Genomic DNA, 24481 nt, shown 5'->3' with positions numbered 1-24481 from the left:
GTGCGGCGGCCAAGGTTACGCCGCGTCGTCTAGGGCGGCTCGGCCTGCAGGCAAAGCGCCCGCTTGCGCGCCGGCGACAGTTTCTTGATCGCGTGCTCGGCGCGGCTGGCGGCGGCGCGGTCCGGGTAGCGGAAGCGGGCCAGCACGCGTTCCGGCGGCCACGCGCGGGTAAAGCGCGCGCCCTTGCCGGCGAGATGTTCGGCGTAGCGGCGCTCGACGTCGGTGGCGATGCCGGTATAGATCCGGCCGCCGCGGCATTCCAGCAGATACACGAACCAGGAGGGCATCGGGCCAGTGTAGCGATGCCGGTGCCCCTTACCGTCGTCGCCGTGCTGCGGCAGACTTGGGCTCCGTCCGCGTCGCGCCAGACAGGAGCGCCGATGTCGCTTTCGCTCGACAATCCAGTGTGGGCCTCGCTGGCTTCCCTGCATGCCGGGTTCGCCAGACGCTCGGGAGCCGCCGCCTCGTATCCGCCGCAGGTCGCGCCCTTCGTCGCCGTCGAGACCCCGGACGCCGATGCGGCGGCGCTCGACGCGGTGGTCGAGCCCGGCGAGAACGTGTTGTTCGTCGGCCCCTCGCCGCAACTGCCGTCGCACTGGCAGGCCGGGGAGGCGGTGGCGATCGCGCAGATGGTCTGCGAGCGGCCGCTGCAGATGCCCGACGGACCCGCGATCACGGCGCTGGGCGATGCCGATACCGCCGACGTGCTGGATCTGATCGCGCGGGTCTACCCGCACTATTTCCGTCCGCGCACGGTGGAGATGGGGCGCTATTTCGGCATTCGCATCGGCGGCCGGCTGGCCGCCATCATCGGCGAGCGGATGGGATTTCCCGGCCATCGCGAGCTGAGTGCGATCTGCACCGATCCGGCCTTCCTCGGCCGTGGCCTCGCGCGCCGGTTGATGGCGCACCTGGCCAACGACATCCTCGCCTCGCAGGCGCTGCCGTTCCTGCATGTCAGTCATCAGAACGCGCGCGCCAAGGCGCTGTACGAGCACATGGGCTTCCGCTTCCGTGCCGACATACCGCTGCGCGAGGCACGGCGGACCGGCTGAACGGTCCTGCTAGTCTGGGCGCCGTTGCGCACGAGTACCGCCGATGCGAATCGCCCGATCGAATCTACGTTCCGCCCTCCTGGTCATCCTGGCCGCGCTGTTGCTGGCCGGTTGCGCGAGCGGCCCCGACAGCCGGGCCCCGTACCGCAGCCCGGCCGAGATCCGTGCCGAGATCGTCAGGCGGATGCCGGCCGGCACCCCGGATCGCGAAGGCTGGGCCGCCGACATCCAGGTCGCGTTCACCGCGCAGGGCATCGAGCCCAGCAGCAGCAACCTGTGCGCCGCGCTGGCGGTGACCCAGCAGGAATCGACCTTCCAGGCCAACCCGCCGGTGCCGGGACTGGCACGCATCGCCCGCGAGGAGATCGAGCGCCGCGCCGCCGCCGTGCACGTCCCCGGTTTCCTCGTCGATGCGGCGTTGAAGGTGAAGTCGACCGACGGCCGCAGCTACGCCGAGCGTATCGCCGCGGTGAGCACCGAGCAGGAACTCAGCGCGATCTTCGAGGACTTCACCGGCCGCGTGCCGATGGGCGGGAAGTTGTTCGACGGCTTCAATCCGGTGCGCACCGGCGGGCCGATGCAGGTCAGCATCGCGTTTGCCGAGTCCCACGCCGACGACTATCCGTACCCGGTGCCGACCTCGATCCGCCACGAGGTGTTCAGCCGCCGCGGCGGCATGTACTTCGGTATCGCCCACCTGCTCGGATACCCGGCCCGCTATTCCGAACCGCTGTACCGCTTCGCCGATTTCAACGCCGGCTGGTACGCCAGTCGCAATGCCGCCTTCCAGGCCGCGGTCGCCGCCGCGACCGGACTGCCGCTGGCGCTGGACGGCGACCTGCTGCGCCCCGGCGCGCCGCTGGACGAGCCGGGCGGCACCGAGCGCGCGGTGCGCAGCTTGAAGCCGCAGCTGGGTGTCGACGACGGTGCCATCCGGCGCGCGCTGGAGCGTGGCGACCGGCTCGACTTCGAGGACACCGCGCTCTACCGCGAGGTGTTCGCCCTCGCCGAGCGCGCCGAGGGCCGCGCGCTGCCGCGGGCGGTGCTGCCGGGGATCAAGCTGGAGAGTCCGAAGATCACCCGCGACCTGACCACCGCCTGGTTCGCGAACCGGGTCGCCAATCGCTGGAGGCAGTGCATGGCGCGCTGATGAGGTCGACGCCGTCATCGGTTAGATTGGCTGCACGACGAACGCGTGTGCGACAGGGAACGGGGAGAACGCATGGCCAGGGCATGGCGGAAGGTGGCGGGTGTGACGGGGCTGGTAGGGGCGATGGCCATCGGCCTGGGAGGCGGGGCGTTGGCTTCGGAGCCGCCGGCAGAGGAATCGACGGCGTTTCTTGGCGGATTCCTGCGCGAGTCGCGGGTGGTGTATCCGACCGAGCTGCGGGGCTGGAAGGCGCAGAACGAGCACCGCTACGAGGATCAGGCCACCGGCGTATCGGTGCGCTACATGCCGACCGACGAGAGCCGCAAATGGCTCGACGTCTATTTCTATCCGGCCGGGGTCCTGAATGCGGAGGAGCCGCGGCGGGTGGTCCGTTCCGAACTCGATTCGATCGACCGGTCAAGGAGTGAGGACGGCGGCGAAACGCATGTCGACGGGCTGAGCGCCTACAGCCTGCCGGAAGGCGGCCTGCCGGCGTACTCGGCGTCGTTGCGGTTCGAGGCATCCGGCACGACCTATCATTCGGCCTACCTGCTGTTGCTGGACCGGCTCTACTACGTGAAGGGGCGACTGAGCGCCGAGGCCGACGTGATGTCGGCGAGCCAGGCGGAGGCGTCGTTGAAGCGGCTGATGTCGGAGGTGGCCTCGCGCACCCTCATCACCAGTTCGGGCGGATGCTGGACCGTCGATCAGCTGCCCTCCGACATGCTGAGCCGGACCGCGGTCGACGATTCCGGGCACAGGCACCTGGTCGGCTGCGACAGCGCGGAGCCGTGGAATCCCGAGGTCGACGAGGGCATGCGCGAAATCCGCTTCGAATACCGTCCCCAGCCGATCGTGCGGGAGTCGCTCAAGAAGGAAGCTTGAGCGACCCGAGCGGTTCGGGTGGCGGGCGAGCGAACCGTTGGAAACAAGGCGAAGCGGTCCGGCGGGGCTTCGGCCCCGGACACCAGGAGCATCGATGAACACCTGTATCTGCCTGTTGCGCGCGGTCAATGTCGGCGGCACCGGAAAATTGCCGATGGCCGACCTGCGGGCGCTCTGCGTCGAGGCCGGTTTCAGCGACGTGCGGACCTACATCGCCAGCGGCAATGTCGTGCTGCGCAGCACGCTGCCCCCGGATCGGGTCAAGGCGACGCTGGAGCGGGCGCTGGAAACGTACATGGGCAGGCCTGTCGGGGTGATGGTGCGCACCGCGCGGGAGCTGGCCGGGGTGCTGGAGGACAATCCGTTTCCGGACGCGGCGCCGAACCGGGTGGTGGCGGTGTTCCTCGATGCGGCGCCGCCGGCCGATGCGCTGATGAGCGTCGGCGGGCAACGGGACGAACGGTTGGCGCTGGGGCGGCGCGAGATCTATATCGACTACGGCAGCGGCATGGCGGACTCGAAGTTGAAAGTCCCGGCCAGTGCTTCCGGCACCGCCCGGAACATGAATACCATCGCCAGGTTGGTGCGGATGGCCGGGGTTGACGCCGGTTGAACGCCGCGCAGGGCAGGATGGAGGGCGTGTCCTCCCGCGTGGAGTCATCCTGCATGGAGACCAGGCCATGATCGAGATCCTGCAATCCGCCCCGCACGTGGCGGCCTTCCATTTCACCGGCACCCTGAGCGGCGAGGACTACGATGCCTGCGTCGCCGAGATCGAGGCCCGGCTGTCGTCGCATCCGCGCATCGCCGTCTTCACCGACCTGACCGGCATGACCGGCATGAGCGCGGAAGCGATGGGCAAGGATGTGCGCTATGGGATCAGCAAGTTCGGCGAGTACAGCCGCTTCGCGCGCGCCGCGGTGGTGACCGAGCGCCACTGGCTGGCCAAGGTGTCGGCCTTCATCGGCAAACTGGTGCCGAACATCGACCTGCGGACCTTCGAGCCCGATCAGCGCGGCGAGGCGATGCTCTGGGTCGAGCAGCCGCTCGCGCCAGGCTAGGCGGATCCGGTGGCGATGCGGGTTCGCGCATCGGCCCGGAGCGGATGCGTCACCACTCCTTGCGCTGCGGCAGCAGGCCCTGCAGCTCGGCGTCGGTGAGGTTGCGCCACTGGCCGGGCTTGAGGTGGGCCAGCTTGACGTTGCCGATCCGCACCCGCACCAGTTGCTTGACCCGGTAACCGAAGTGCGCGGCCATCAGCCGGATCTGCCGGTTGAGCCCCTGCACCAGGGTGATGCGGAAACCGAAGCGTCCCAGCTTGGTGGTCCGGCACGGCAGGGTGGTCTGGCCGTGCACCGGTACCCCGCGGCTCATGCCGCGCAGGAACTCGTCGTTGACCGGGTGGTTCACCGCGACCAGATATTCCTTCTCCAGCTTGTTCTCGGCGCGCAGGATCTCGTTGACGATGTCGCCGTTGCTGGTGAGCAGGATCAGGCCTTCGGAATCCTTGTCCAGGCGGCCGATCGGGAATATCCGCCGTTCGTGGCCGACGAAGTCGACGATGTTGCCCTTGACCGAGGATTCGGTCGTGCAGGTGATCCCGATCGGCTTGTTCAGCGCGATGTAGGTGTGGCGCCGCCGGCCCCTGGCGGCGTTCTGCGCGCGCAGCGTCTCGCCGTCGATCTGGACGGCGTCGCCCTCGGCCAGCTCGGCGCCGATCCGCGCCCGATGTCCATTGACGCTGACGCGGCCGGCGGCGATCAGGCGGTCGGCCTCGCGGCGGGAGCAGTAGCCGGTATCACTGATGAACTTGTTCAGGCGCATGGGCGGGAGCTGGATGGTCCCGCCCCGGAATGCGGCAGGTGGGCGCGAATCCTGTCACAGCCGGCGGAATCCCGCATCTGGCCGGGCGCTGCGCGTGGGGCGGCGTTCATCCGTAGCGGCGGCATCGGACTGGGGCACGGGCCCGCCGGTGTAGGATGCGCTCAGCCGCCACGCGGCCGGCGCCGCCGGATGCGGGCATGGATCGGTGCAAGGGAATGGAGGATGCGGATTCGTGAATCTGGAACGATGGAAGACAGGGGTGTTCGCGGTGGCGGTACTGGCCGCATTCGGCGTACGCGCCGACGAGGGCGGCGACCGTCCGCTGCAGATCGAGTACGAGAACATCCACTATGTCGTCAATGACGACGGCAGCTATACCGAGTCGCGCGAAACCGCGACCCGGGTGCTTAGGGAACAGGCGCTGGAATACGCCAAGAACGAGACGGTGGGCTACAGCACGAGCATCCAGAAAGCCGAGGTGCTGGAGGCCTATACCCTGAAGGCCGATGGTCGCAGGATCGCGGTGCCGCCGGGCAACTACCAGGTCAGCGCCAGCTCCGGGCAGCAGGGCGATTCCCCGGTGTATTCGGACCGCTCGACCCTGACCGTGGTGTTTCCCGAGCTGGAGGTCGGCGACACCACGGTGTTCTCGTACCGGCTGACCGCGAACACGCCGTTGTTCGCGGGCCATTTCTCGGTGATCGAGAGCTTCAGCCCGGCGACCTACTACGGCGACCTGACGGTATCGATCGACGCCCCCGTACAGTTGGATGCGCGCCACATGAGCTGGCACATGCCGGAGCCGAAGGTGAAGCGTGCCGGCGACCGCGAGCGGGTCAGCTGGCACTGGCGCAACCGCGAGCCGGTAGAACGCGAGACCTTGCGCGACAGCGTCTTCAACGTCGAGCGCTATCCCGGCTATGCGTTTTCGACCTTCGACAGCTATGCGCAGATCGCGCAGGCCTATGGCGGGCCGGCCAATGCCAAGGCGGCGCCCACCGCGCGCGTCCGTGAACTGGCCGACGAAATCGCCGGCGATGCGCGGGAGCCGCGCGATGTCGCCAGGCGTCTGTACGAATGGGTGTCGCGCAACATCACCTATGCCGGCAACTGCATCGGACTGGGCGCGGTGGTGCCGCGTGATCTCGACGTGGTGCTCGACAACCGCATGGGCGACTGCAAGGACCACGCGACCTTGCTGCAGGCGCTGTTGACCGCCCGCGGCATCCACAGCACCCAGGCGCTGATCAATGCCGGCGGCACCTATTCGCTGCCGGACATCCCGGTGGCCTCGGTCGTGAACCACGTCATCACCTACATCCCGGACATGGAGCTGTACCTGGATTCGACCGCGGCCACCGTGCCGTTCGGCTCGTTGCCGACCAGCATCGCCGGCAAGCCGGTGTTGCTGGTCGAAGGCCATCATGCCGACGCGCGCACACCGGCGAACGACATCGGCGGGGACGGACAGAAGCTGGTGACGCGCCTGCGGGTCGATCCGGACGGTTCGATCTCGGGAAGCCAGCGACTGGAGCTGAGCGGCCGTCTGGCGGTGGCCGCGCGCGACCAGTTCCGCGACATGCCGGCCAGCGATGTCGAGCAGCTGGTCAAGCGCTACTTCCAGCAGGCTTCGCTTAAGGCCACCGGCAAGGTCAGCTTCCCCGACCCGAAGCCGCTGCTGGAGCAGTTCAGCATCGATGCCGAGTTCGACGTCGAGAAGATGCTGCCGGTACCGGCCGGCATCCAGGTCCAGCCATGGTTCATCAGCTTCGCGCCGGTCAGCGGCGTGGTCGCCGGCAACCTGGGCAGCGACGAGCATCCGCCCGGCGAGAGCGGTTGCTCGGGCATGGTGTCCGAGGAGCAGTACGAGCTGGAGTTCGCCGACGGCCTGCGCGTGGTCGCGCTTCCGCAGGACGTGTCGCTGGAGTACGAGGGCGTCAGCTATACCGCCAGCTATCGTCAGGAGGGCAACACGGTGCGGGTGCACCGGCTGTTGAACGACCGCACCCCCGGCCCGGTGTGCTCGCCGGAGTACAACGCCGGCTATGCGGCGATGATGCGCAGGATCATGCCGGAGCTGCGTTCGCAGCTCATCTACCTGCGAGCGAAGGAGTAGGCGGCACCTCGTCGGCGGCGATGCCGGATGCCGGCTCAGCCGCCGTCGTCCCCGCATTGCGCCGCACGGGCCAGCAGCAGGGCGCGCTCGCGCGCGTTGCGGGTCATCTCGGCCGCGCGCTCGAACTCGTCGCGGGCCTCGTCGTGGCGGCCCAGGCGGAACAACAGGTCGCCGCGCACGGTTGGCAGCAGGTGGTAGTGCTTGAGCGAAGGCTCGCCGACCAGGGTGTCGGCATGGTCGAGGCCGGCCGCGGGACCGGCATGCATCGCGATCGCGACCGCGCGGTTGAGCTCGACCACCGGCGATGGCGCGAGCCGGGCCAGTTGCGCGTACAGCGCGGATATCGCCGCCCAGTCGGTGTCCCCGGCGGCCAGGGCGCGGGCGTGGCACGCGGCGATCGCGGCCTGCAGCGCGTACGGGCCGGGTTCGATGTTGCGCGCCGTCGCGATCCGCTCGGACTGATCCAGCGCGGCCAGTCCGCGCCGGATCAGCAGCCGGTCCCAGCGCGAGCGGTCCTGTTCCAGCAGCAGTATCGGTTCGCCGTCGGCATCGATGCGGGCATGGCTGCGCGAGGCCTGTATCTCCATCAGCGCGACCAGGCCGTGGACCTCGTCCTCGGCCGGCATCAGCCCGGCCAGGATCCGTCCCAGTCTCAGCGCTTCCTCGCACAGCGCCGGCCGGATCAGGTCGTCGCCGGCGGTGGCCGAATAGCCCTCGTTGAAGATCAGGTAGATCACCTCCAGCACCGAGGCCAGGCGCTCGGCCAGTTCCTTGCCGCGCGGGACCTCGAACGCCACCTCGGCCTCGTTGAGATTGCGCTTGGCGCGGACGATGCGCTGGGCGATGGTGGGCTCGGCGGCGAGGAAGGCGCGCGCGATCTCGGCGGTGGTCAGGCCGCCAAGCAGGCGCAGGGTCAGTGCGACCCTCGCCTCGCGCGACAGCACCGGGTGGCAGGCGACGAACACCAGGCGCAGCAGGTCGTCGCCGATGGGGTCGTCGAGGCTGGCCTGCTCGGCGTCGTGCCGTTCCTCCAGCTCGTGCTCCAGCTCGTGGGCGATCTGCAGGTGCTTGAGTTCGGCCATCTGGCCGTGGCGGATGCGGTCGATCGCCCGGCGCCTGGCCGTGGTGGTCAGCCAGGCGCCGGGGTTGTCGGGAATGCCGTCGACCGGCCATTTCTCCAGGGCCGCGACCAGCGCGTCCTGGGCCAGGTCCTCGGCCAGGCCCACGTCGCGCAGCATCCGTGCCAGGGTCGCGATCACCCGTGCCGACTCCATCCGCCAGATCGCGTCGATGCGGCGGTTGATCGAAGCGTCGCTGCTGTCATGAGTGCTCATGTCGCGGGATGTCAGCACCCGGGCCGGCGACGCGCAAGTGCCGGTTTACTCCTGCGGCGGCTCGCCGGCCATGTGCAGCACCTCCCAGACATGGCCGTCGAGGTCCTCGAAGCCATGCTGGTACATGAAGCCGTGGTCGACCGCTTCGCGCGGGGCCTGGCCGCCGGCGGCGACCGCGCGGGCGACGATCGCGTCGACCGCCTCGCGGCTGTCGACCGGCAGCGCGATCAGCGACCCGGTGCTGGCGCTCGCATCGGCGACCGGCTTGGTCACGAAGCTGGCGAAGTACTTCTCGACCAGCAGCATCACGAACAGGTTCTCGCCGAGGATCATGCAGGTTGCATTCTCGTCGGTGAAGGCTGGGTTGAAGCGGTAGCCCAGCTCGGTGAAGAACCCGACCGAGCGGTCCAGGTCCTTGACCGGCAGGTTGACGAAGATCTGCCTGTGGGTGGTGGCGGTGCTCATGATGGCTTTCCTTGATCGTGCGATGGGTGAGGGAAGGAACGGTTCTGGACTCAGGCGGCCTTGCCCGGGGTCGGACAGTCCTCGCTGGGACGCAGGCAGTTGATCATCCACGGCTTGCCGTAGCGGTCGACGAGCATGCCCCAGCGCAGCGCCCAGAAGGTCTCCTGCAGCGGCATCTTGATCTCGCCACCGTCGGTCATCGCCGCCCATACCCGCTCGGCCTCCTCCGGAGTGTCGACGGTGACGTTGATCGTGGTGCTGTCGGTGCCGGCGTTCTCCGGCGGCGGACCGTCCGCGCCCATGATCGTCGCCTCGCCCACCATCAGGCAGCTGTGCATGACCAGGTCCTTGGAGTCGGGCGGCATCTGGTCGCACATCGGCGACTCGCCGTAGGTCATCCGGCCGACCACCTCGCCGCCCAGCGCCTGGGCGTAGAAGTCGAAGGCCTCGCGGCACTTGCCGTTGAAATCGCACATGTAGGGAATGAATTGCATCGGATGGCTCCAGTGGTGGGTGGGGTGTCGCGGTGTCCGGATCGGGGGCGGGTCAGTTGCCGGCCAGCTGCTCGCGCAGGCGCTCGTCCCGGGCGCGCAGTTCGGGGGTGAACTCCTCGCCGAAGTCGTCGGCCTCGAATACCGGACGGATCTCGATGTCCGAGGTGCCGGGCATCGGGTTGGGGCAGCGCTTGACCCATTCGATCGCCTCGTCCATCGAACGCACCTGCCACAGCCAGAAGCCGGCGATCAGTTCCTTGGTCTCGGCGAACGGGCCGTCGGTGACGGTGCGGTCCTTGCCGTCGAAGGTGACCCGGGCGCCGCGAGAGGACGGGTGCAGGCCCTCGCCGGCGAGCATGATTCCGGCCTTGACCAGCTCCTCGTTGAAGCGGCCCATGTCGGCGAGCAGCTGTTCGCTGGGCATGATCCCGGCTTCGGATTCGGCGGTGGCCTTGACGATGACGACGACGCGCATGGCGGTTCTCCCTGTGAAACCTGTGGGTTCCGCGGGACGCTCTTGCCCCGCTCTCGTGAACACGACGAGCGGGATCCGGGCGGATCGACACGCGCGACGAAAAAAAATTTTCGGCGGCTGCGGCGCCACGGTCACTCCGCGCTAACACGGTTGCTGGTATCGGATGGGCGATGGCCCGGGTCGTACTCGCATCGGCACTGGCGCGCTGGCTGGCGCCGGAGGCCTCGTCCCCGCATTCCGGCGATGCCGCCGGCGGCGAGGTCGTGCTCGAGGCCGAGGGCCGCACCGTGGGCGCCGTGCTGGACGGGGTGTTCGAGCACCACCCCCGCCTGCGCGGCTATGTGCTCGACGAGCAGGGGGCGGTCCGTCATCACGTCGCCGTGTTCGTCGACGGCGTCGTCGTCCATGGCAAGCGACTGGACCACGAGGTCGGCGAGCACTCCGACGTCCATGTCATGCAGGCCCTGTCGGGCGGATGAGCGGCGGCCGTCCGCGGTCGGCCGGGTCCGTCGGGGCGACACCGTTTCCGCGCATGTTTCTGCGAGATTCAGTTTCGGGAGATCGAGATGTCCGACACGCTGCTGGTTTCCACCCGCAAGGGCCTTTTCGTCCTCGAGCGCGGCGTCGAGGCGCCATGGCGGATCGCACGCACCGCGTTTCTTGGCGACAACGTCACCCTGACCGCCGCCGATCCGCGTGACGGCAGCTGGTACGCGGTGCTGGATCTGGGGCATTTCGGCACCAAGCTGCATCGCTCCAGCGACCGCGGACGCAGCTGGGAAGAGCTCGCGGTACCGGCCTACGCCGAGGGCCAGATGGCGCATACCGGCGACGGCAAGGCGCCGACCCCGGCGACGCTCAAGCTGCTGTGGTCGCTGGTCCCCGGTGGCGCGGACGAGCCGGGCAGGCTGTGGGCGGGCACGATTCCCGGTGGCCTGTTCCGTTCCGACGACGGCGCGCGCAGCTGGCAACTGGTCGAGTCGCTGTGGCAATACCCCGGACGCGGCGACTGGTTCGGCGGCGGTTACGACTGGCCGGGCATCCATTCGATATGCGTCGATCCGCGCGACCCGCGCTGCCTGCGCGTCGCGGTGTCCACCGGCGGCGTCTGGCAGAGCGACGACGGCGGCGACGGCTGGCGGCAGATCGCGCAGGGCATGTTCGCCGAGTACATGCCGCCGGAGCAACGCAACGAACCCGGCGTCCAGGACGTGCACCGGATGGTGCAGTGCCGGGCGGCGCCGGACTGCCTGTGGGCGCAGCATCACAACGGCGTGTTCCGCAGCACCGGCGGGGGCGGCGACTGGCAGGAGGTGGCCAACGTGGCACCGTCGGTGTTCGGTTTCGCGGTCGCGGTGCACCCGCGCGACCCGGATACCGCGTGGTTCGTGCCGGCGGTGAAGGATGAGCGCCGCTATCCGGTCGACGGCCGTCTGGTGGTCGCGCGTACCCGCGACGGCGGACGCTCGTTCCAGGTCCTCGACGACGGGCTGCCGACGGTGCCGGCCTACGACCTGGTCTATCGGCATGCGCTGGCGATCGACGCCGGCGGCGACCGGCTGGCGTTCGGCAGCACCACCGGCGGAGTCTGGACCAGCGACGACCAGGGCGATCGCTGGACGCCGCTGGCGGCGCGGCTGCCGCCGGTGCACGCGGTCGAGCTGGTCGCCTGATCGAGCGCCACGCGGGGCGGGAGTGTTCACCCCGCGTTGAACTCCAGGCGGCCTTTGCCGCCTAGACTGGGGGTGCGGGCGCCGGCGCGATGCGCGCCGGATGCCGACCACACCCCCATGATGCCGATGCGATATCCGATCCGAACCTGTGGACTGCTGTTGACCTGCGCCGTGCTCGCGGCCTGCGGCTCACAGGCCCCGGTCGACGCGCCGACGCCATCGGCGCAGACCGCGACCTCGATGAACAGCGAGTCGCGCCAGGACTTCGGCGCCACCGTGGTCGAGATCCCGAAGCCGGAACCCAAGTGGGACCCCTACGAGGACATCGCCACGGTCGACTGGACCCCGATGGATCTGAGTTCCGGAAAAGCCTGGCTCAGCTGCGATCGCGACTACGAGGCCAAGGGCGATGGCGAAGCGCTGGTCTCGCTCGGCTTTTCCAGCCTGTGGAAGCAGATGCAGCCGTGTCGCGACGAGGGGGTCGTGCGCATCCGCTATCGCGGCAAGATCTCCTCCGATTTCACCGGACTCGTCCAGCGCGTCGCCGACATGGGCGACACGCTCGGCATCAAGAGCCGGATCCTCGACATCGACTCCAGCGGCGGCCAGGTCGAGGACGCGATCCGGGCCGGCGACGCGATGGCCGAGTCCGGCTGGATGATCTGGGTGCGCGAGGACGCGGTCTGCCACAGCTCCTGCGTGCTGATCCTGGCGGCTGGCGACATGCGCATGATCGCCGGACCGGTCGGCATCCACCGGATGCTGCGGATCGGGTCCAAGGCCACCTCGCGCGCCGAGCTCAACCAGGAGCTGCGCGAGATCCACGAGCAACTCAACCTGTACCTGCAGCGCAACGGCGCGGCGACCACGATCGCCGACCTGATGATGACCGTGCCCAATCGCAGTCTGCGTCTGCTGACCGCGCAGGAGCTGGATCTGTTCGGACTGGCCGGTCGCAATGCCGCCGAGGACGACCTCGACCGCATCCGCCTGGCGCGCAAGTGCGGCGAGGCCTTCGTGCGCCGCCAGGACGCGTTCTTCCGCGACTACAACCTGCTGTGCGTGACTCCGGGCGAGGAAGTCGCGGGAATGGGCGAATGCGGTCGCGACCTGAAGCAGCGCTACGGCTTCCCCGACCGGAACTGTCCCGCCGACGGTCCGCTGTCGGAGTACGACTGAGTCGACGGGCGCTGGTCAGCGTGCGCGCCGCGGGTTAACGTCTCGCGCTGACATCGCAGGCCGCATCGCCGGCAGGGAAGGACAGGGCGGATGATCGTACCGGAGTACTGGGCCGAGGCACGGCTCAAGCAGCGCAGTCGGCGGCGCAATGTCGTGGTCCGCCGCTTCGGCTGGTCGGACGACAGTCCCGACGCCGCCCAGGCGCATGCCGATGCCCGTGCGCAGGAGGCGATGGAGCGCATTCTCGCCGGCGAAGCGTTGCGCCGCCGCGAACCCAAGGTGCCCTACAACGGCGCCGAGGGCGTGCCGATCCGCGAGGAGATCGTGCAGCGCCACGGTCGCAGCATCGTCTCGCGCAACAGCTATGGCGCGCTGTGCCTGAACACCCCCGACGTGCTGTTCGCCGACATCGACTTTTCCGATCGGGCGAGCGGGCGACTGCGCGCGGTCGTGCTGTGTCTGCTCGTGGTGGCGGCGATCGCGATCGGTTCGGTCAAGCAGTCGCTGGGTTGGGGTGTGATGGCGACGGTGATCGCGCTGATGTTCGGCGGGGCGCTGGCCAATCTGCTGTACCGGCTTTCGGCGAGATTGCGTGGCGGCACCGAGAACATCGCGCGTGCCCGGATCGCCGCCTTCGTCGCCGCGCGACCGGATTGGCACCTGCGGGTGTACCGGACTCCGGCAGGTTTGCGTGTGCTGGTGATGCACCGTCGCTTCGACCCGACCGGCGACGAGGCCGCGGCGTTGTTCGAGGCGTTGGGCAGCGATCCGATGTACGCGCGGATGTGCCGGCGCCAGCACTGTTTCCGCGCCCGCGTCAGTCCCAAGCCATGGCGCATCGGTATCGACCGTCACATGCGTCCGCGTCCGGGCACCTGGCCGGTGTCGCCGGAGCGGATGCCCGACCGCCGGCGCTGGATCGAGGGCTACGAGCGCGTTGCGCGCGACCACGCCGCCTGCCGCTTCATCGAGGCGCTGGGCAGCATCCGGACCGTCGACGACGAGGCCGGGCGGGTCATGGCCCTGCACGACGAACTCTGCCAGGCGCAGCGGGCGTTGCCGATCGCCTGAGTCGCCGCCCGCGCGATTCAGATCGCGACGACGTCGATGCGGACGTCGTCCAGCTCGACCCTCTGTCCGGCGCGGATCTTGCAGGTCTTGCGCAGCTCGACTTCGCCGTCGACCCGGACCGCGCCGCTGGCGACCAGCATCTTGCCGCTGCCGCCGCTGTCGCAGACGCCGCTCAGCTTGAGCAACTGGTTGAGTTCGACGTATTCGCGGTCGAGTTCGAAGGTGATCGATTGCGCCATGGCGGGTCCGTTCAGAGGTGTTGGTAGAGGCGGAAGATCCAGCTCAGCTCGTAGAGGAGCGCGATTGCGACGAAGCCCGCGTGGAAGGCCTGCGAGCGGGTCCGCATCGCGACCAGGCACAGCAGCACGTAGGCGGCGTTGCGGAACAGGTACTCGTGGCCGAGACCTGCGAAGTAGTCGCGCCCCTTGATCAGGGTGTCGCCGAGGTCGACGACGTAGGACAGGGCCATCAGTCCGAAGAACCAGCGGCGCCGCGACATGAAATAGTCGCGATAGCCGTCGTAGTCGCGCAGGTCGTCCGGAAACAGCAGGGTGCACAGCAGGAAGAACAGCACGATGTAGCCGATCAGGAAGCCGTACCTGAGGAAGGTCCATTCCTGTACGTGCGTCAGCCGGTATTCCCACCACCAGAAGTGCACCAGCAGCACGAACATCGTGACCGCCCAGCCAATGTGGATCCAGTACGGCTTCTGTCGTCCCGGGTGCTGGACGTACTGGGCCAGCCCCTTGAGCAGGGTGGTGATCGACAGTCCGAGCACGATGCCCATCAGGATGCGGATATGCGGGTACTGTTCCATCTCGTTCTCCCGTGGCCGGGCGATGTGTTCCGTCGTGCGCGTGCTCCGTTGCGGGGGTCCGGCGCGCTCGGGCTCAGCGCTGGTTGGCGCTGAACCGGCCCGGGCCCAGCAGGGCCAGCGCCACCGCCGCTGCCAGGAACATGCCCTGCAGCTCCAGCGCCCAGCCGCCCTGGCCGTTGAAACGGCCCAGCTCGCCCATGTGCACCAGCGCGATCGCGAACAGCATGTTGACCGCGACCAGGACCGCGCCGATCCGGGCATGGAATCCGACGATCAGCATCAGCGGTCCGAGCAGTTCGCCGATCAGCACGCCGTAGCCGATGAAGCCCGGCAGCCCGTGCGACTCGACCAGGCCGATGATGCCGGCCATGCCGCCCTTGAGCTTGGCGGCGCCGTGCAGCATGACCAGCAGGCCGAGGGTCACGCGCAGGATCAGTTTGGCGATGTCGTGCTGGGTGGTCGAGTTCATTCGGGATTCTCGGAAGGCGGCGCGGGCCGGGAACGCAGGGAGGATAGCGGGAAATGCGGGGCGTTCGCCCTCGAGCGGCGACCGCCGGTCAGTCGGAAATGTCCTTGGCCTCGGCGGTGCCCAGCAGCTCGGTGTGGGCCGGCTGGCGCGGGCGGCTGATCAGCGGATGCGCCAGCACCGCCAGCAGGATGATCGCCACCCCGAGATAGAAGCGCGGGGTAAGCTCGTGCTGCTCGCCCAGCAGCACGATGGCCAGGGCGATCGCATAGACCGGCTCCAGGTTGATCGCCAGCTGGGCGGCGAACGCGCTCATGTGGCGCAGCGCGACCAGGGCCAGCGCGAACGGCAGCAGCGTGCAGGCCAGCGCCAACAGCAGCAGCAACATGGCGTCGAGGGCGGGCGGCACGACCAGCAGCGGCCCGGCGAAGGCCGGAAACAGCAACGGCATCAGCGGCGCGAGCAGGGTCAGCGCGACGGTGCCGGCACCCAGCTCCAGCGCGGTCACCGTCAGCGGGTCGCCGTGGTCGACCAGGCGTTTGTTGAGCGAGCCGAACACCGCCACGAACACCGCCGACAGCGCGCCGACCGCGATCCCGGGCAGCATGCCGTCGGGCACGCCGCCGACCACCAGGGCGACCCCGGGCAGGACCGCGATGCCCAGTCCCAGTTCGCGCCGGGACAACGGGCGGCGCGCGAGCCAGGGCTCGATCAGCGCGGTGAACACCGTCGCCAGCGCCATGCAGGTCGCCGCGACCGAGGCATTGGCCAGCTTGATCGCGCCGTAAAAGGTCAGCCAGTGCAGGGCGACCAGCACGCCGATGCCGGCGTAGGACCAGCGCAGCCGCGGCGACATCGCGCGCAGTCCACGCCAGACCCTGGGCACCAGCGCCAGCGCGACCACGACCAGCAGCATCCGCCACCAGACCAGGGGCAGCGCCGGCAGCGTGATCAGCTTGCCGAGGATGGCGGTGAAGCCCCACAGCAGCACGCAGAAGTGGATCTGGAACTGGGCCTTGCCGGTAGGGGACATCGTCGGGCGTCCGTAGGGGGAGGCCAAGTGTTGCAGAAGCGGCGCCGATGGCGGAGGGGGCAGGCGCGGATCGTTGCCGGCGCCTGCCCACCACCGCCGCTCGCGGTCAGTCGGCCGGTTGTGCGAGCAGCCAGTCGACGAAGCGGCGCGCGGCCGGGCGCAAGCGGCGGTGGGCGGGGTAGACCACGTAGTAGCTCCAGCGCGCCTGCAGCGCCGGTCCCGGCAGGCGCACCAGGCGCCCGGCGTCCAGGTACGGCGCCGCGATCCGTTCGCGCGCCAGTGCGGCGCCGTGGCCGAACGCGGCGGCGTTGAGCGCGTCGGTGGTGTCGCTGAAGGTATGCCGCTCCTCGATCCTCACCCCGTGCACGTCGGCGGCACGGAACCAGTCCAGCCAGCCCTGGCGGGCATGGTCGGCGATCAGCGGCAGGCGCGCGATGTCGGCCGCAGAGACGACCCGATCCAGCCCCGGGAAGCCGGGCGAAGCGACCGGGAACAGGGTCTCGTCCATCAACAGGTGCGCGGTCAGGCCCGGCCAGTGGCCGGGTCCGTGGCGGATGCCCAGGTCGGGACCGCCGTCGTCGAAGCGGGTCAGCGCGACCTCGGTGTCGAGACTGAGGCGGATGTCCGGGTGCGCCGCCTCCAGGGCGCGCATGCGCGGGATCAGCCAGGTGTAGGCCAGCGAGTGCAGGGTGGTGATGCGGACCCGCGCGTGCTCGTCGCGTCCGGCACGCAGGGCGCGCACGACGCCGTCGACGTCGGCCAGTGCACTGCCGGCGGCGTCGGCCAGCTGGCGTCCCTCGGCGGTCAGCGAGACCCCACGAGCATGGCGCTGGAACAGGGCCACCCCGAGCCGGGCCTCGAGCTTGCGGACGTGGTGGCTGACCGCGCTGGCGGTCAGGTGCAGCTCCTCGGCGGCATGGGTGAAGTTCTGGTGGCGGGCCGCCGATTCGAAGGCCGCAAGAGCCGGTAACAGGTCTGCGCGTAGGGCCATTTGAGCTTCAAGTCCTGTTTGTGGCTAGACTCGAAAGTATGCGCTTGTAAGGGCCATGGCAAATTGGAGAATGGTCGAAAGTCACGAATCGGATTCGTTGCTGATGACCTCCCCCAATGCCGCCGCCTGTTCCGCCCCTGTCACCGCCGCGCCGCCGGTGGATGCCGGGCGCCCGCTCCCGGATGTCCGTGCACGCGACTGGATGACCCCGCTCGAGCTGTGTCTGCTGGGCGCGATCTGGGGCGCCTCGTTCCTGTTCATGCGGGTCGCCGCCCCCGACTTCGGTGCGTTCGCGCTGGTCGAGGTGCGCCTGGCGCTGGGAGCATTGGTGCTGATGCCGTTCCTGTGGCGCGCGCGCAGTCAGTTCCCGCCACGGTTGTGGCCCAGGCTCGCCGGTATCAGCCTGATCAACTCGGCGGTCCCGTTCGTGCTGTTCGCCTGGGCCGCCCAGCGGGCGCCGGCCGGCATCGGCGCGATCAGCAACGCGATGACGGTGCTGTTCACCGCGCTGATCGGTTTTATGTTCTTCGGCGAGAAGATCGGCAGCCGGCGTGCGATCGCGCTGTGCGCCGGGTTCGCCGGCGTGGTCGTGCTCGCCAGCGGCAAGGTCGCCGGCGCCAGCATCGGCTGGGCGGTCGCCGCCGGCGCCGGTGCGGCCTTCCTCTACGGCATCGGCATCAACCTGGTGCGTCGCCACCTGACCGGCCTGCCGCCGGCCGCGGTGGCGGCGGCGACCCTGGGCTGCGCCGCGTTGCTGGTATCGCCACTGGCGGCGAGCCAATGGCCGGACGCGTCGGTGCCGCCGCTGTCGTGGCTGTGCGCGGCCCTGCTCGGCGTGCTGTGCACCGGGATCGCCTTCGTCATGTACTACCGCCTGATCGCCCGGGTCGGCGCCAGCCGTGCCTCGACCGTGACCTATCTGGTGCCGGTGTTCGGGGTCGCCTGGGCCTGGTGGTTGCTGGGCGAGCCGCTGACCCTGACCATGGGCGTGGCCGGCGCGATCATCCTCGCCAGCGTCGCCTTCAGCCAGGGCGGGAAGCGTCCATGATCGAGGCGGACAGCGCCTGCGCGCCGCAGCACCGGGTGCTGTTCGACTTCGAGGTGGACTTCAGCAACGGCGGCGGCATGCAGGGCCAGGGCTTCCGTCTCGACATCGCCGGCGAGGACATCGACGACGCGGCCCTGGCCGACTATCTGGTGCGCGACATGCGCCTGTTGATGGTCGGCGCGGTGCGCATTCTCGACAAGCGCGTCATTGCCGAGGCGCACAAACGGCCGCGGATCGTGCCGGTCGAGATCGATGCCGAGGCGCTGGCGCTGCTGGCCTCGGCCGGATTGCAAAGCGCCGACCTGGCGCTGGGCGCGACCCATCTGTTCGGCATCCGCCATGACGGCGTGCTCGACGCGGCGGTGGGTATCGAGCGCTGCGGCGACGACGCGGCCCTGCTGCGCTCGCTGGCGGTGGCCGGGGCGGTACGTTCGCGTGGCCTGGGAGGCGAGCTGGTCGCCCATGTCGAGCGGATCGCGCGCGATCTCGGCCTGCGCCGGCTGTTCCTGCTGACCACCGACGCCGCCGGCTACTTCGCCAGGCTCGGGTACGCGGAGTTTTCGCGTGAAGCCGCGCCGGCGGCCGTGGCCGCCACCGCGCAGTTCGCATCGCTGTGCCCGGCTTCGGCGGTGCTGATGTCCAAGCCGCTGTAGCGCGGCCGCCATTCGCTGCCGCTCAGTCCGGATGGCGCCGCTGCGCGCGCGCCAGGCCGCCGCCGGTGGCCGCCCACAGCAGTGCGATCGCGGCGCCGGCGACCGCGGCGACGGCGGGATGCTGCGCGATCATGTCGACCAGGGTCTTGACCCAGCCGCTGACCGCATCGGCGCCGCGGTAGACGACCGTGTCGATGAAGTTCTTGCCCTTGTACTTGGCCTCCGGCGAGACCACGGTGTAGAGCATCTCGCGGCCGGGGCGGACGAAGGCGTACTCCCCGGCGCGACGTACGATCATCACCACCGCCAGCACCGCGAAGGTCGGCGCGAACGCCAGACACAGGAAGCCGGTCGCGACCACCAGCGGTACCGCCACCAGCAGCACGCCGATGCCGAGCCGTTGCGCGATACGGCCGGTGACGAACAGCTGCGACAGGATCGCCAGGGTCTGCACGATCGCATCGATGGCACCGAACACCCGGGTCTGGTCGACCGGATCGGGGAAGCGCGCCTCGACCAGTTTCGCCTGCTCGAAGTACAGGAAGGTGGAGACGCTGGCCAGCAGCAACACGAACACCGCGATGCCGAGCAGGTACGGCGAGCGCAGCACGGTGCTGGCGCCGGCGAACGGGCTGCCGCCGAGTCGTCGCTGGCGGTCGCCAGCGCCGTCCTCCAGCGGCAGCGGGTGACGGTCGCGCCAGCGCTGCAGGCCTTCGCAGGCGACGATCGCCGCGATCAGGAACCCGGCCGCGAGCGCCAGCAGTCCGCCATGGCCGACCGTGCCCACCAGCGCGACTCCGAGCAGCGGGCCGGTCAGTCCGCCGAGGCTGGCGCCGGCCGCCATCAGCGCGAACGTGCGCCGTGCCTGGGCGCTGGGGAACAGGTCGACCAGCACGCTCCACGCCAGCGAGATCGCGATCATGTTGAACACCGACAGCCAGACGTAGAAGCCGCGCGCGAGCCAGGCGTTGTCGGGCTGGAAGTGGATCGCGGTGGCGAACCCGAGCAGGTTGACGACGAAGAAGCCGTAGACCCAGGCCAGGATGCGCCGCCGCGGCACCCGCGCGGCGACCCAGCCGAACAGCGGCATTGCCGCGAGGGTGGCGAAGAAGGTGGCGGTGAACAGCCATTGCAGGTTGCGCACGCCGCCGGCGATGCCCATGGTCTCGCGCACCGGCCGCAGCATGAAATAGCCGGTGAACAGCAGGAAGAACAGCAGCGCGCCGGACAGCACCGGCATCGCCTCGTCCTCGCCGAGGCCGAACAGACGCGCCGCCCAGCGGCTCAGCGTGCGCGGTGCGGTGCCGGAGGCCGTCATCGATCCGGGTCGCTCCGCGCCCTCAGCCCAACGCCGCGATCAGCGCCGCGCGCTGGGCGTCGTCCAGGAACGCGCCGACGCCGGCCTTCAGGTTGTCGGCCTGGTGTTTCGGCTTGGAGGTCGCCGGAATCACCACGTTGACCGCCGGGTGCGACAACGCGAACTTGAGGAACAGCTGCGCCCAGGAATCGGCACCGACCTCGGCCGCCCAGTCCGGAACCGGCCGGTTCCGGACCCGCGCGAACAGGCGTCCGTCCTCGAACGCACGGTTGATGATCACCGCGATTCCCAGCTCCTGCGCCAGCGGCAGCACCTCGCGCTCGGCGCCGCGCGACACCGGCGAATAGTTGATCTGCACGAAGTCGGGTCTGAGCCGACGCATTGCCGTGGCCAGCTCGGCCTGGGCCTCCTCGCGGTAGTGGGTCAGCCCCGAGTAGCGCACCCGGCCTTGCCGCTTGAGTGCCTCGATCAGCGCGAACTGGGTGTCGGTGTCGCGCAGGTTGTGCACCTGCAACAGCTCGACCTTGTCGGTGCCCAGGTCGCGCAGCGAGCGCTCGAACTGGGCCAGGCCCTGCTCCCGTCCGCTGACGCCGGACAGCTTGGTGGCGAGGAACAGTTTGTCGCGCACGCCGGCCGCCGCGATCAGTTCGCCCAGCACCGGTTCGGAGCGGCCGTAGGTCGGTGCGGTGTCGATCAGGGTCGCGCCGGAGGCAACGAACAGGCGCAACACTTCCTGCAGCGGCGCGCGCGCCGAGGGCGCATCGCCGACATCGAGACTGCCGGAGGTGCCCATGCCGATCACCGGCAGCGCTTCGCCGCTGGCGGGGATCGGCCGGGTCGCGAGGCTGCCGGGCGTCTGCGCGGGGAGGGGCGCACCGGTTGTCGTGGGCGCATCCTGGCTGCATGCGCCCAGCGGCGCGAGGGCGAGGCCGCCGGCGGCAAGCGCGGTGGCGGTGAGGAAGTTTCGGCGACTGGTCATGGCGCGGCCTCGCTGCGGGAACGGAACCGTTGCCTGGCCGAGGCTGCGTCAATACCGGGCCGGCTCACAGTGCCGAACGGCATGGCCGCCGTGACCGGGCGCCCAGGCCGCCGATGCCGGCTCAGTCCGTTCGCAGCGCGTCGATCAAGGCGGTGGCGGCGGCCGGATTGCGGGCCTTGGCCGCGCTGATGAAATAGATGAACACCTCGCGCGGGGCGGCCGCAGCGGCGTTCGCCGCCTCGACGTGCGGCAGGTCGTCGCAATCGCCGCCGCGCGCCCACTGCCGCGCGCGCCGGGCCCATTGCCGCAGATCGGCTTCGGGATAGCCGGTGTCGATCTCCGACTGCGATCGCATCAGTCGCGCATATACGAAGGGGCCGCTGATGTCGGCCAGCGAGGGATAGCGGTCGGAGTCGGTGAACACGGTGGCGACGCCGTGCTCGCGGGCCAGCTGCAGATAGGCGGGAGTGCGGAAACTGTCGTGACGCACCTCCAGCACATGCCGCAGCCGTTGCCCGTCCAGTGTCTCGGGGAGGGCATCGAGGAAGTGCGCGAGATCGTCGCGGTCGAAGCTGCGTTGCGGCGCCAGCTGCCAGAGGATCGGCCCGAGCCGGTCGCCGAGTTCGCCCAGGCCGCCGTCGATGAACGCACGCGCCTGTGCGCCGACCCGCGCCAGCGCAGCGGCATGGGTGACCCGCTTGGGTGCCTTCAGCGAGAACATGAACCCGTCCGGCGTCTCCGCCGCCCATTTGGCATAGACGGCCGGCTTCTGCGCGCCGTAGAAGGTGCCGTTGATCTCGATGGCGCTGAGCTGGCGGCTGGCGTACTCCAGCTCGCGGCGCTGCACCAGGCCCTTCGGATAGAAGTTGTCGCGCCAGGGCGCGAAGGTCCAGCCGCCGATACCGACGCGGATGCCGTTGATGGCCGGTGTCGTGGACGCGATGCCGTCGTCGGCCGCTGTGAACAGGTCCAATCGTGTCTCCCGCTTGTTCAGTCCCAGTGCTTGTTCGGTCCCGGGCGCCTAGGCCGCCCACGGATCGTAGCTGCCGAACCACCACAGGTGACCTTCGAGGTCGCGGCACATGTAGCCGCGGCCACCGTAGTCCTGGTCGGCAATCTCGATCTCGATCTTGGCGCCGGCCGCCTTGGCCCGCGCGTAGTGGGCGTCGGGGTCGGCGACGATCACGCAGGGGCTCTGGGTCTCGCGCAGGCCGATCTCGTCCGGTTGCGCGATACGGCCGGACCACTCGCCGTCCTTCCGCGCCGATCCGAGCATGATCATGCCGTTGCCATGGGTCAGCTGGGCGTGGTGGACGGTGTCGGCGTCGGCGTGGACGGCGTGCTTGTGGAAGCCGAAGGCCGAGCACAGGAACTCGATCGCCGCGTGGGCGTCGCGGTAGGTCAGACAGGGGATCACGGTGCTTCCGTTCATCGCCATGCTCCGGTTCGCTGCGGGACAGCATCGACGATAGCGCGAACGCGGTCGCCGTGGTGGAGCCGCCGGGCGCCGTCGGGCCGGGGCCGGTTCGCGTCTCGGGCCGGCGCGCGCGCGACGCGGCGGGGGAAGCACCGGCGATGCCTCCCCCCGCGCGATCAGCGGATCGGCTCGTCCAGCATCAACTGGCGGGCGAAGCGCACCGGCGGCGAGCCGAACGACAGCAGCTTGTCGTGGTAGGCCTTCAGGTCGAAGTCCTCGCCCTCGCGCTGCTCGACCTCGTTGCGCAGGTCCAGGTGCTCGCTGTAGCCGACGTAGTAGGTCGGCAGTTGCGCCGAGGTCAGCTGCGCGCGCACCCACTTGCCGGCCGCCTCGCGTTCCTGCTGGAAGGTGGTGACCGTCATCAGCTCCATCGCCTCCTCGCGGCTCATGCCCTCGACGTGGATGGCCTGGTCGAGCAGGGCATTGGCCATCGCGCGCAGGTTCCACTTGCGATTGATCAGCTGCATCAGCGGGTCGTTGTCCATGTAGCCGGCGTCGGCCATGACCTTCTCGCCGTACATCGCCCAGCCCTCGATGAACGGACCCGATCCCAGCACCGCGCGCAGCGTCGACGGGTACTTGTTGGAATGCGCGAGCTGCAGGAAGTGGCCGGGCATCGCCTCGTGGATGCTCAGCTCGTGGATCGAGCGGGTGTTGTACTCGCGCAGGAACGAGTCGACCTGCGCCTCGCTCCAGTCGTCGGGAATCGGCGAGACCGCATAGAAGGTGTCCAGGCCCTTGTCGAGCGGGCCGGGCGAGTCGCAGTAGGCGACCGCGACGCCGCGCTGGAATTCCGGCATCAGGATGATCTTGACCGGCGTGTCGGGCACGCTGACCAGGTTGTTCTCGCGGACGAAGGCGGTCGCCTCCTCGGTGCTGCGGGTGGCGACATCGACCACCTCGTCGCGGGCCGGGCGGTCGGCGTAGGCCAGCTCCAGCGCGGCCTCGATCACCTGCTGCTGTTGTTCCTGCGTCGGCGCGTCGGGCATCTGCGCCGGCGCGTCGTCGCGCCCGGCGAGCACGCCGCGCGCGATCCCGTACATCTCCTCGCGGGTGCGCTCGATGTCGGCCTCGACCCGGCTGCGGATGTCCTGCCGCGACAGCGGCGAATTCAGCGCGAATGCCAGCTTCTCGTCGTACAGGGTCTCGCCGATGCGGAAGTCGCCCTTGGCGTTGGGCACCAGGGTCTCGTCGAGCCAGGTCTGGTGTTCGGCGACCGCCTTGCGCAGGCTGGCGATGGCGGCGTCGAGCTGCTTGCGGTCCTCGCCCTTGAGCGCCCCGGCATGCGGCACGATCAGCCCGTCGACCAGACTGAGGATGCCGGCGTTCTGCCTGGACACGGTCTCGGCGTGGATCTTCGGCACCCGGGCCGGGTCCAGGTTCTGGCGCATCTGGGTGAACAGCGATGGAATCTGCTGCATGCGCGCGGTCGCCGACTTCAACCGCTGCGGCAGCGGCGCGAACTCGCGCGCCATCAATCCGTACAGCGCGCTGCCGGCGAGCTGGCTGTAGACCTGCGGGTCCCAGGCCCAACTCTGCAAGGTCTCGTTGCTCCAGATGTCGTAGCGCAGCTGATTGCGCAGGATCGCGGCATCGACCTGGTTCTCGCGCGACAGCGCGGTGACGTCGATCGCGTCGAGCTCGCCCAGGACCTTGCGCTGGAATTCCAGCGAGCGCTTGCGGCCGCCCTGGCTCAGGTCGTCGATGCGGTCGTCGTAGCGGTGGTCGCCGATCTGGGTCGCGGCGATCGGCGAGAACTCCATCGACTTTTCCAGCCAGCGCCCGGCCAGCGCCTGGAAGGCGGCATCGGCCTCGGCGGTCGCGGCGGCGTCGGTGGTCGCCCCGGCGTTGTCCTGGGCTGCCGGAGGGCTCGGCTGGCAGGCGCACAGGGACAGTGCCAGCAGGCTCGGGAGCAGGGCGAGGGTCAGGGGTTTGAGGCGCATGATGGGCTCCGGTGACAGGGCGCGACGCAGGTCGC

28 protein-coding genes are annotated in these 24481 nt (G+C 69.5%); 12 read left to right on the top strand and 16 right to left on the bottom strand.

The window, feature by feature from the left end:
* Window positions 1-29 precede the first annotated feature (29 nt).
* Window positions 30-287 carry a GIY-YIG nuclease family protein gene (locus C9I47_RS12210; RefSeq protein WP_111266987.1) on the bottom strand — a complete coding sequence of 86 codons (258 nt, stop codon included), beginning with the start codon at window positions 285-287 and terminating at the stop codon, window positions 30-32.
* A 93-nt stretch (window positions 288-380) separates the two neighbouring features.
* Here C9I47_RS12210 and C9I47_RS12205 point away from each other — a divergent pair, with 93 nt between their 5' ends.
* The 5 genes from C9I47_RS12205 (at window position 381) to C9I47_RS12185 (ending at window position 4151) form a co-directional block, all read left to right on the top strand.
* Complete coding sequence (locus C9I47_RS12205) at window positions 381-1055, top strand: GNAT family N-acetyltransferase (protein WP_111266986.1); 675 nt, start codon at window positions 381-383, stop codon at window positions 1053-1055.
* Between the two features lie 43 nt (window positions 1056-1098).
* On the top strand, window positions 1099-2205 hold the full coding sequence (locus tag C9I47_RS12200) for a DUF1615 domain-containing protein (RefSeq protein WP_111266985.1): 1107 nt from the start codon (window positions 1099-1101) through the stop codon (window positions 2203-2205).
* 72 nt (window positions 2206-2277) lie between these two features.
* Window positions 2278-3090, top strand: coding sequence for a hypothetical protein (locus C9I47_RS12195; RefSeq protein ID WP_145985510.1), 813 nt, complete (start codon window positions 2278-2280; stop codon window positions 3088-3090).
* A gap of 94 nt (window positions 3091-3184) precedes the next feature.
* On the top strand, window positions 3185-3703 hold the full coding sequence (locus C9I47_RS12190; protein WP_111266983.1) for a DUF1697 domain-containing protein: 519 nt from the start codon (window positions 3185-3187) through the stop codon (window positions 3701-3703).
* Window positions 3704-3770: 67 nt separating this feature from the next.
* On the top strand, window positions 3771-4151 hold the full coding sequence (locus C9I47_RS12185) for a SpoIIAA family protein (protein ID WP_111266982.1): 381 nt from the start codon (window positions 3771-3773) through the stop codon (window positions 4149-4151).
* Window positions 4152-4200: 49 nt separating this feature from the next.
* Here C9I47_RS12185 and C9I47_RS12180 read toward each other — a convergent pair whose 3' ends face one another.
* Window positions 4201-4914 carry a pseudouridine synthase gene (locus C9I47_RS12180; protein WP_111266981.1) on the bottom strand — a complete coding sequence of 238 codons (714 nt, stop codon included), beginning with the start codon at window positions 4912-4914 and terminating at the stop codon, window positions 4201-4203.
* 232 nt (window positions 4915-5146) lie between these two features.
* Between C9I47_RS12180 and C9I47_RS12175 the strand changes: the two genes are divergently transcribed.
* The gene (locus C9I47_RS12175) at window positions 5147-7030 is read left to right on the top strand and encodes a DUF3857 domain-containing protein (protein WP_190238501.1); all 1884 of its coding nucleotides are present in this window, start codon (window positions 5147-5149) and stop codon (window positions 7028-7030) included.
* Window positions 7031-7065: 35 nt separating this feature from the next.
* Here the strand turns inward: C9I47_RS12175 and C9I47_RS12170 are convergent, their stop codons facing one another.
* The 4 genes from C9I47_RS12170 to C9I47_RS12155 are packed head-to-tail and all read right to left on the bottom strand — an operon-like array spanning window position 7066 to window position 9798.
* A complete protein-coding gene (locus C9I47_RS12170; RefSeq protein ID WP_111266979.1) occupies window positions 7066-8364 on the bottom strand; it encodes an RNA polymerase sigma factor in 1299 nt (432 codons plus the stop codon).
* Window positions 8365-8409: 45 nt separating this feature from the next.
* Window positions 8410-8829 carry a VOC family protein gene (locus tag C9I47_RS12165; RefSeq protein WP_111266978.1) on the bottom strand — a complete coding sequence of 140 codons (420 nt, stop codon included), beginning with the start codon at window positions 8827-8829 and terminating at the stop codon, window positions 8410-8412.
* A gap of 50 nt (window positions 8830-8879) precedes the next feature.
* Window positions 8880-9323 carry a VOC family protein gene (locus C9I47_RS12160; RefSeq protein ID WP_111266977.1) on the bottom strand — a complete coding sequence of 148 codons (444 nt, stop codon included), beginning with the start codon at window positions 9321-9323 and terminating at the stop codon, window positions 8880-8882.
* 52 nt (window positions 9324-9375) lie between these two features.
* Complete coding sequence (locus tag C9I47_RS12155; protein ID WP_111266976.1) at window positions 9376-9798, bottom strand: YciI family protein; 423 nt, start codon at window positions 9796-9798, stop codon at window positions 9376-9378.
* A 170-nt stretch (window positions 9799-9968) separates the two neighbouring features.
* Here C9I47_RS12155 and C9I47_RS12150 point away from each other — a divergent pair, with 170 nt between their 5' ends.
* The 4 genes from C9I47_RS12150 (at window position 9969) to C9I47_RS12135 (ending at window position 13721) form a co-directional block, all read left to right on the top strand.
* On the top strand, window positions 9969-10277 hold the full coding sequence (locus tag C9I47_RS12150) for a MoaD/ThiS family protein (protein ID WP_111266975.1): 309 nt from the start codon (window positions 9969-9971) through the stop codon (window positions 10275-10277).
* 87 nt (window positions 10278-10364) lie between these two features.
* A complete protein-coding gene (locus tag C9I47_RS12145) occupies window positions 10365-11471 on the top strand; it encodes a WD40/YVTN/BNR-like repeat-containing protein (protein ID WP_111266974.1) in 1107 nt (368 codons plus the stop codon).
* A 126-nt stretch (window positions 11472-11597) separates the two neighbouring features.
* Complete coding sequence (locus C9I47_RS12140) at window positions 11598-12650, top strand: hypothetical protein (protein ID WP_111268124.1); 1053 nt, start codon at window positions 11598-11600, stop codon at window positions 12648-12650.
* A 90-nt stretch (window positions 12651-12740) separates the two neighbouring features.
* Window positions 12741-13721: a hypothetical protein gene (locus C9I47_RS12135; protein WP_111266973.1), complete on the top strand. Its 981-nt coding sequence runs from the start codon at window positions 12741-12743 to the stop codon at window positions 13719-13721.
* A gap of 17 nt (window positions 13722-13738) precedes the next feature.
* On the opposite strand, the gene C9I47_RS12130 is transcribed toward C9I47_RS12135, so the two are convergent.
* The 5 genes from C9I47_RS12130 to C9I47_RS12110 form a co-directional block, all read right to left on the bottom strand.
* A complete protein-coding gene (locus tag C9I47_RS12130) occupies window positions 13739-13960 on the bottom strand; it encodes an RNA-binding S4 domain-containing protein (protein ID WP_111266972.1) in 222 nt (73 codons plus the stop codon).
* A gap of 11 nt (window positions 13961-13971) precedes the next feature.
* Window positions 13972-14538, bottom strand: coding sequence for a hypothetical protein (locus C9I47_RS12125; protein WP_111266971.1), 567 nt, complete (start codon window positions 14536-14538; stop codon window positions 13972-13974).
* Between the two features lie 73 nt (window positions 14539-14611).
* Window positions 14612-15007, bottom strand: a complete 396-nt coding sequence (locus tag C9I47_RS12120) for a DoxX family protein (protein WP_111266970.1) — start codon at window positions 15005-15007, stop codon at window positions 14612-14614.
* A gap of 88 nt (window positions 15008-15095) precedes the next feature.
* Complete coding sequence (locus C9I47_RS12115; protein ID WP_111266969.1) at window positions 15096-16037, bottom strand: DMT family transporter; 942 nt, start codon at window positions 16035-16037, stop codon at window positions 15096-15098.
* 106 nt (window positions 16038-16143) lie between these two features.
* The gene (locus tag C9I47_RS12110) at window positions 16144-17028 is read right to left on the bottom strand and encodes a LysR substrate-binding domain-containing protein (protein ID WP_111266968.1); all 885 of its coding nucleotides are present in this window, start codon (window positions 17026-17028) and stop codon (window positions 16144-16146) included.
* 202 nt (window positions 17029-17230) lie between these two features.
* Between C9I47_RS12110 and C9I47_RS12105 the strand changes: the two genes are divergently transcribed.
* Together C9I47_RS12105 and arsN2 are read left to right on the top strand one after the other, a co-directional pair.
* Entirely contained in the window at window positions 17231-18076 is an 846-nt protein-coding gene (locus C9I47_RS12105; protein ID WP_141482722.1) for a DMT family transporter, read from the top strand.
* Window positions 18073-18729: an arsenic resistance N-acetyltransferase ArsN2 gene (arsN2, locus tag C9I47_RS12100; protein WP_223250121.1), complete on the top strand. Its 657-nt coding sequence runs from the start codon at window positions 18073-18075 to the stop codon at window positions 18727-18729. The genes C9I47_RS12105 and arsN2 overlap by 4 nt, the downstream gene beginning before the upstream one ends.
* 22 nt (window positions 18730-18751) lie before the next feature.
* Here the strand turns inward: arsN2 and C9I47_RS12095 are convergent, their stop codons facing one another.
* The 5 genes from C9I47_RS12095 to C9I47_RS12075 all read right to left on the bottom strand — a co-directional run bounded on the left by C9I47_RS12095 (window position 18752) and on the right by C9I47_RS12075 (window position 24446).
* The gene (locus tag C9I47_RS12095; protein ID WP_111266967.1) at window positions 18752-20047 is read right to left on the bottom strand and encodes an NTP/NDP exchange transporter; all 1296 of its coding nucleotides are present in this window, start codon (window positions 20045-20047) and stop codon (window positions 18752-18754) included.
* A 22-nt stretch (window positions 20048-20069) separates the two neighbouring features.
* Complete coding sequence (locus tag C9I47_RS12090) at window positions 20070-21026, bottom strand: aldo/keto reductase (RefSeq protein WP_111266966.1); 957 nt, start codon at window positions 21024-21026, stop codon at window positions 20070-20072.
* A gap of 121 nt (window positions 21027-21147) precedes the next feature.
* Window positions 21148-21999 (bottom strand): DUF72 domain-containing protein, encoded by an 852-nt coding sequence (locus tag C9I47_RS12085; protein WP_223250120.1) that lies wholly within the window; start codon window positions 21997-21999, stop codon window positions 21148-21150.
* A gap of 48 nt (window positions 22000-22047) precedes the next feature.
* Complete coding sequence (locus tag C9I47_RS12080; RefSeq protein WP_111266965.1) at window positions 22048-22464, bottom strand: VOC family protein; 417 nt, start codon at window positions 22462-22464, stop codon at window positions 22048-22050.
* Between the two features lie 155 nt (window positions 22465-22619).
* Entirely contained in the window at window positions 22620-24446 is a 1827-nt protein-coding gene (locus C9I47_RS12075; protein WP_111266964.1) for a DUF885 domain-containing protein, read from the bottom strand.
* Window positions 24447-24481 lie beyond the last annotated feature (35 nt).

This window comes from Marilutibacter maris (assembly GCF_003233695.1).
GTDB classification, from domain to species: Bacteria; Pseudomonadota; Gammaproteobacteria; order Xanthomonadales; family Xanthomonadaceae; genus Marilutibacter; species Marilutibacter maris.
This window is presented reverse-complemented; position numbering and strand designations above follow the sequence as displayed.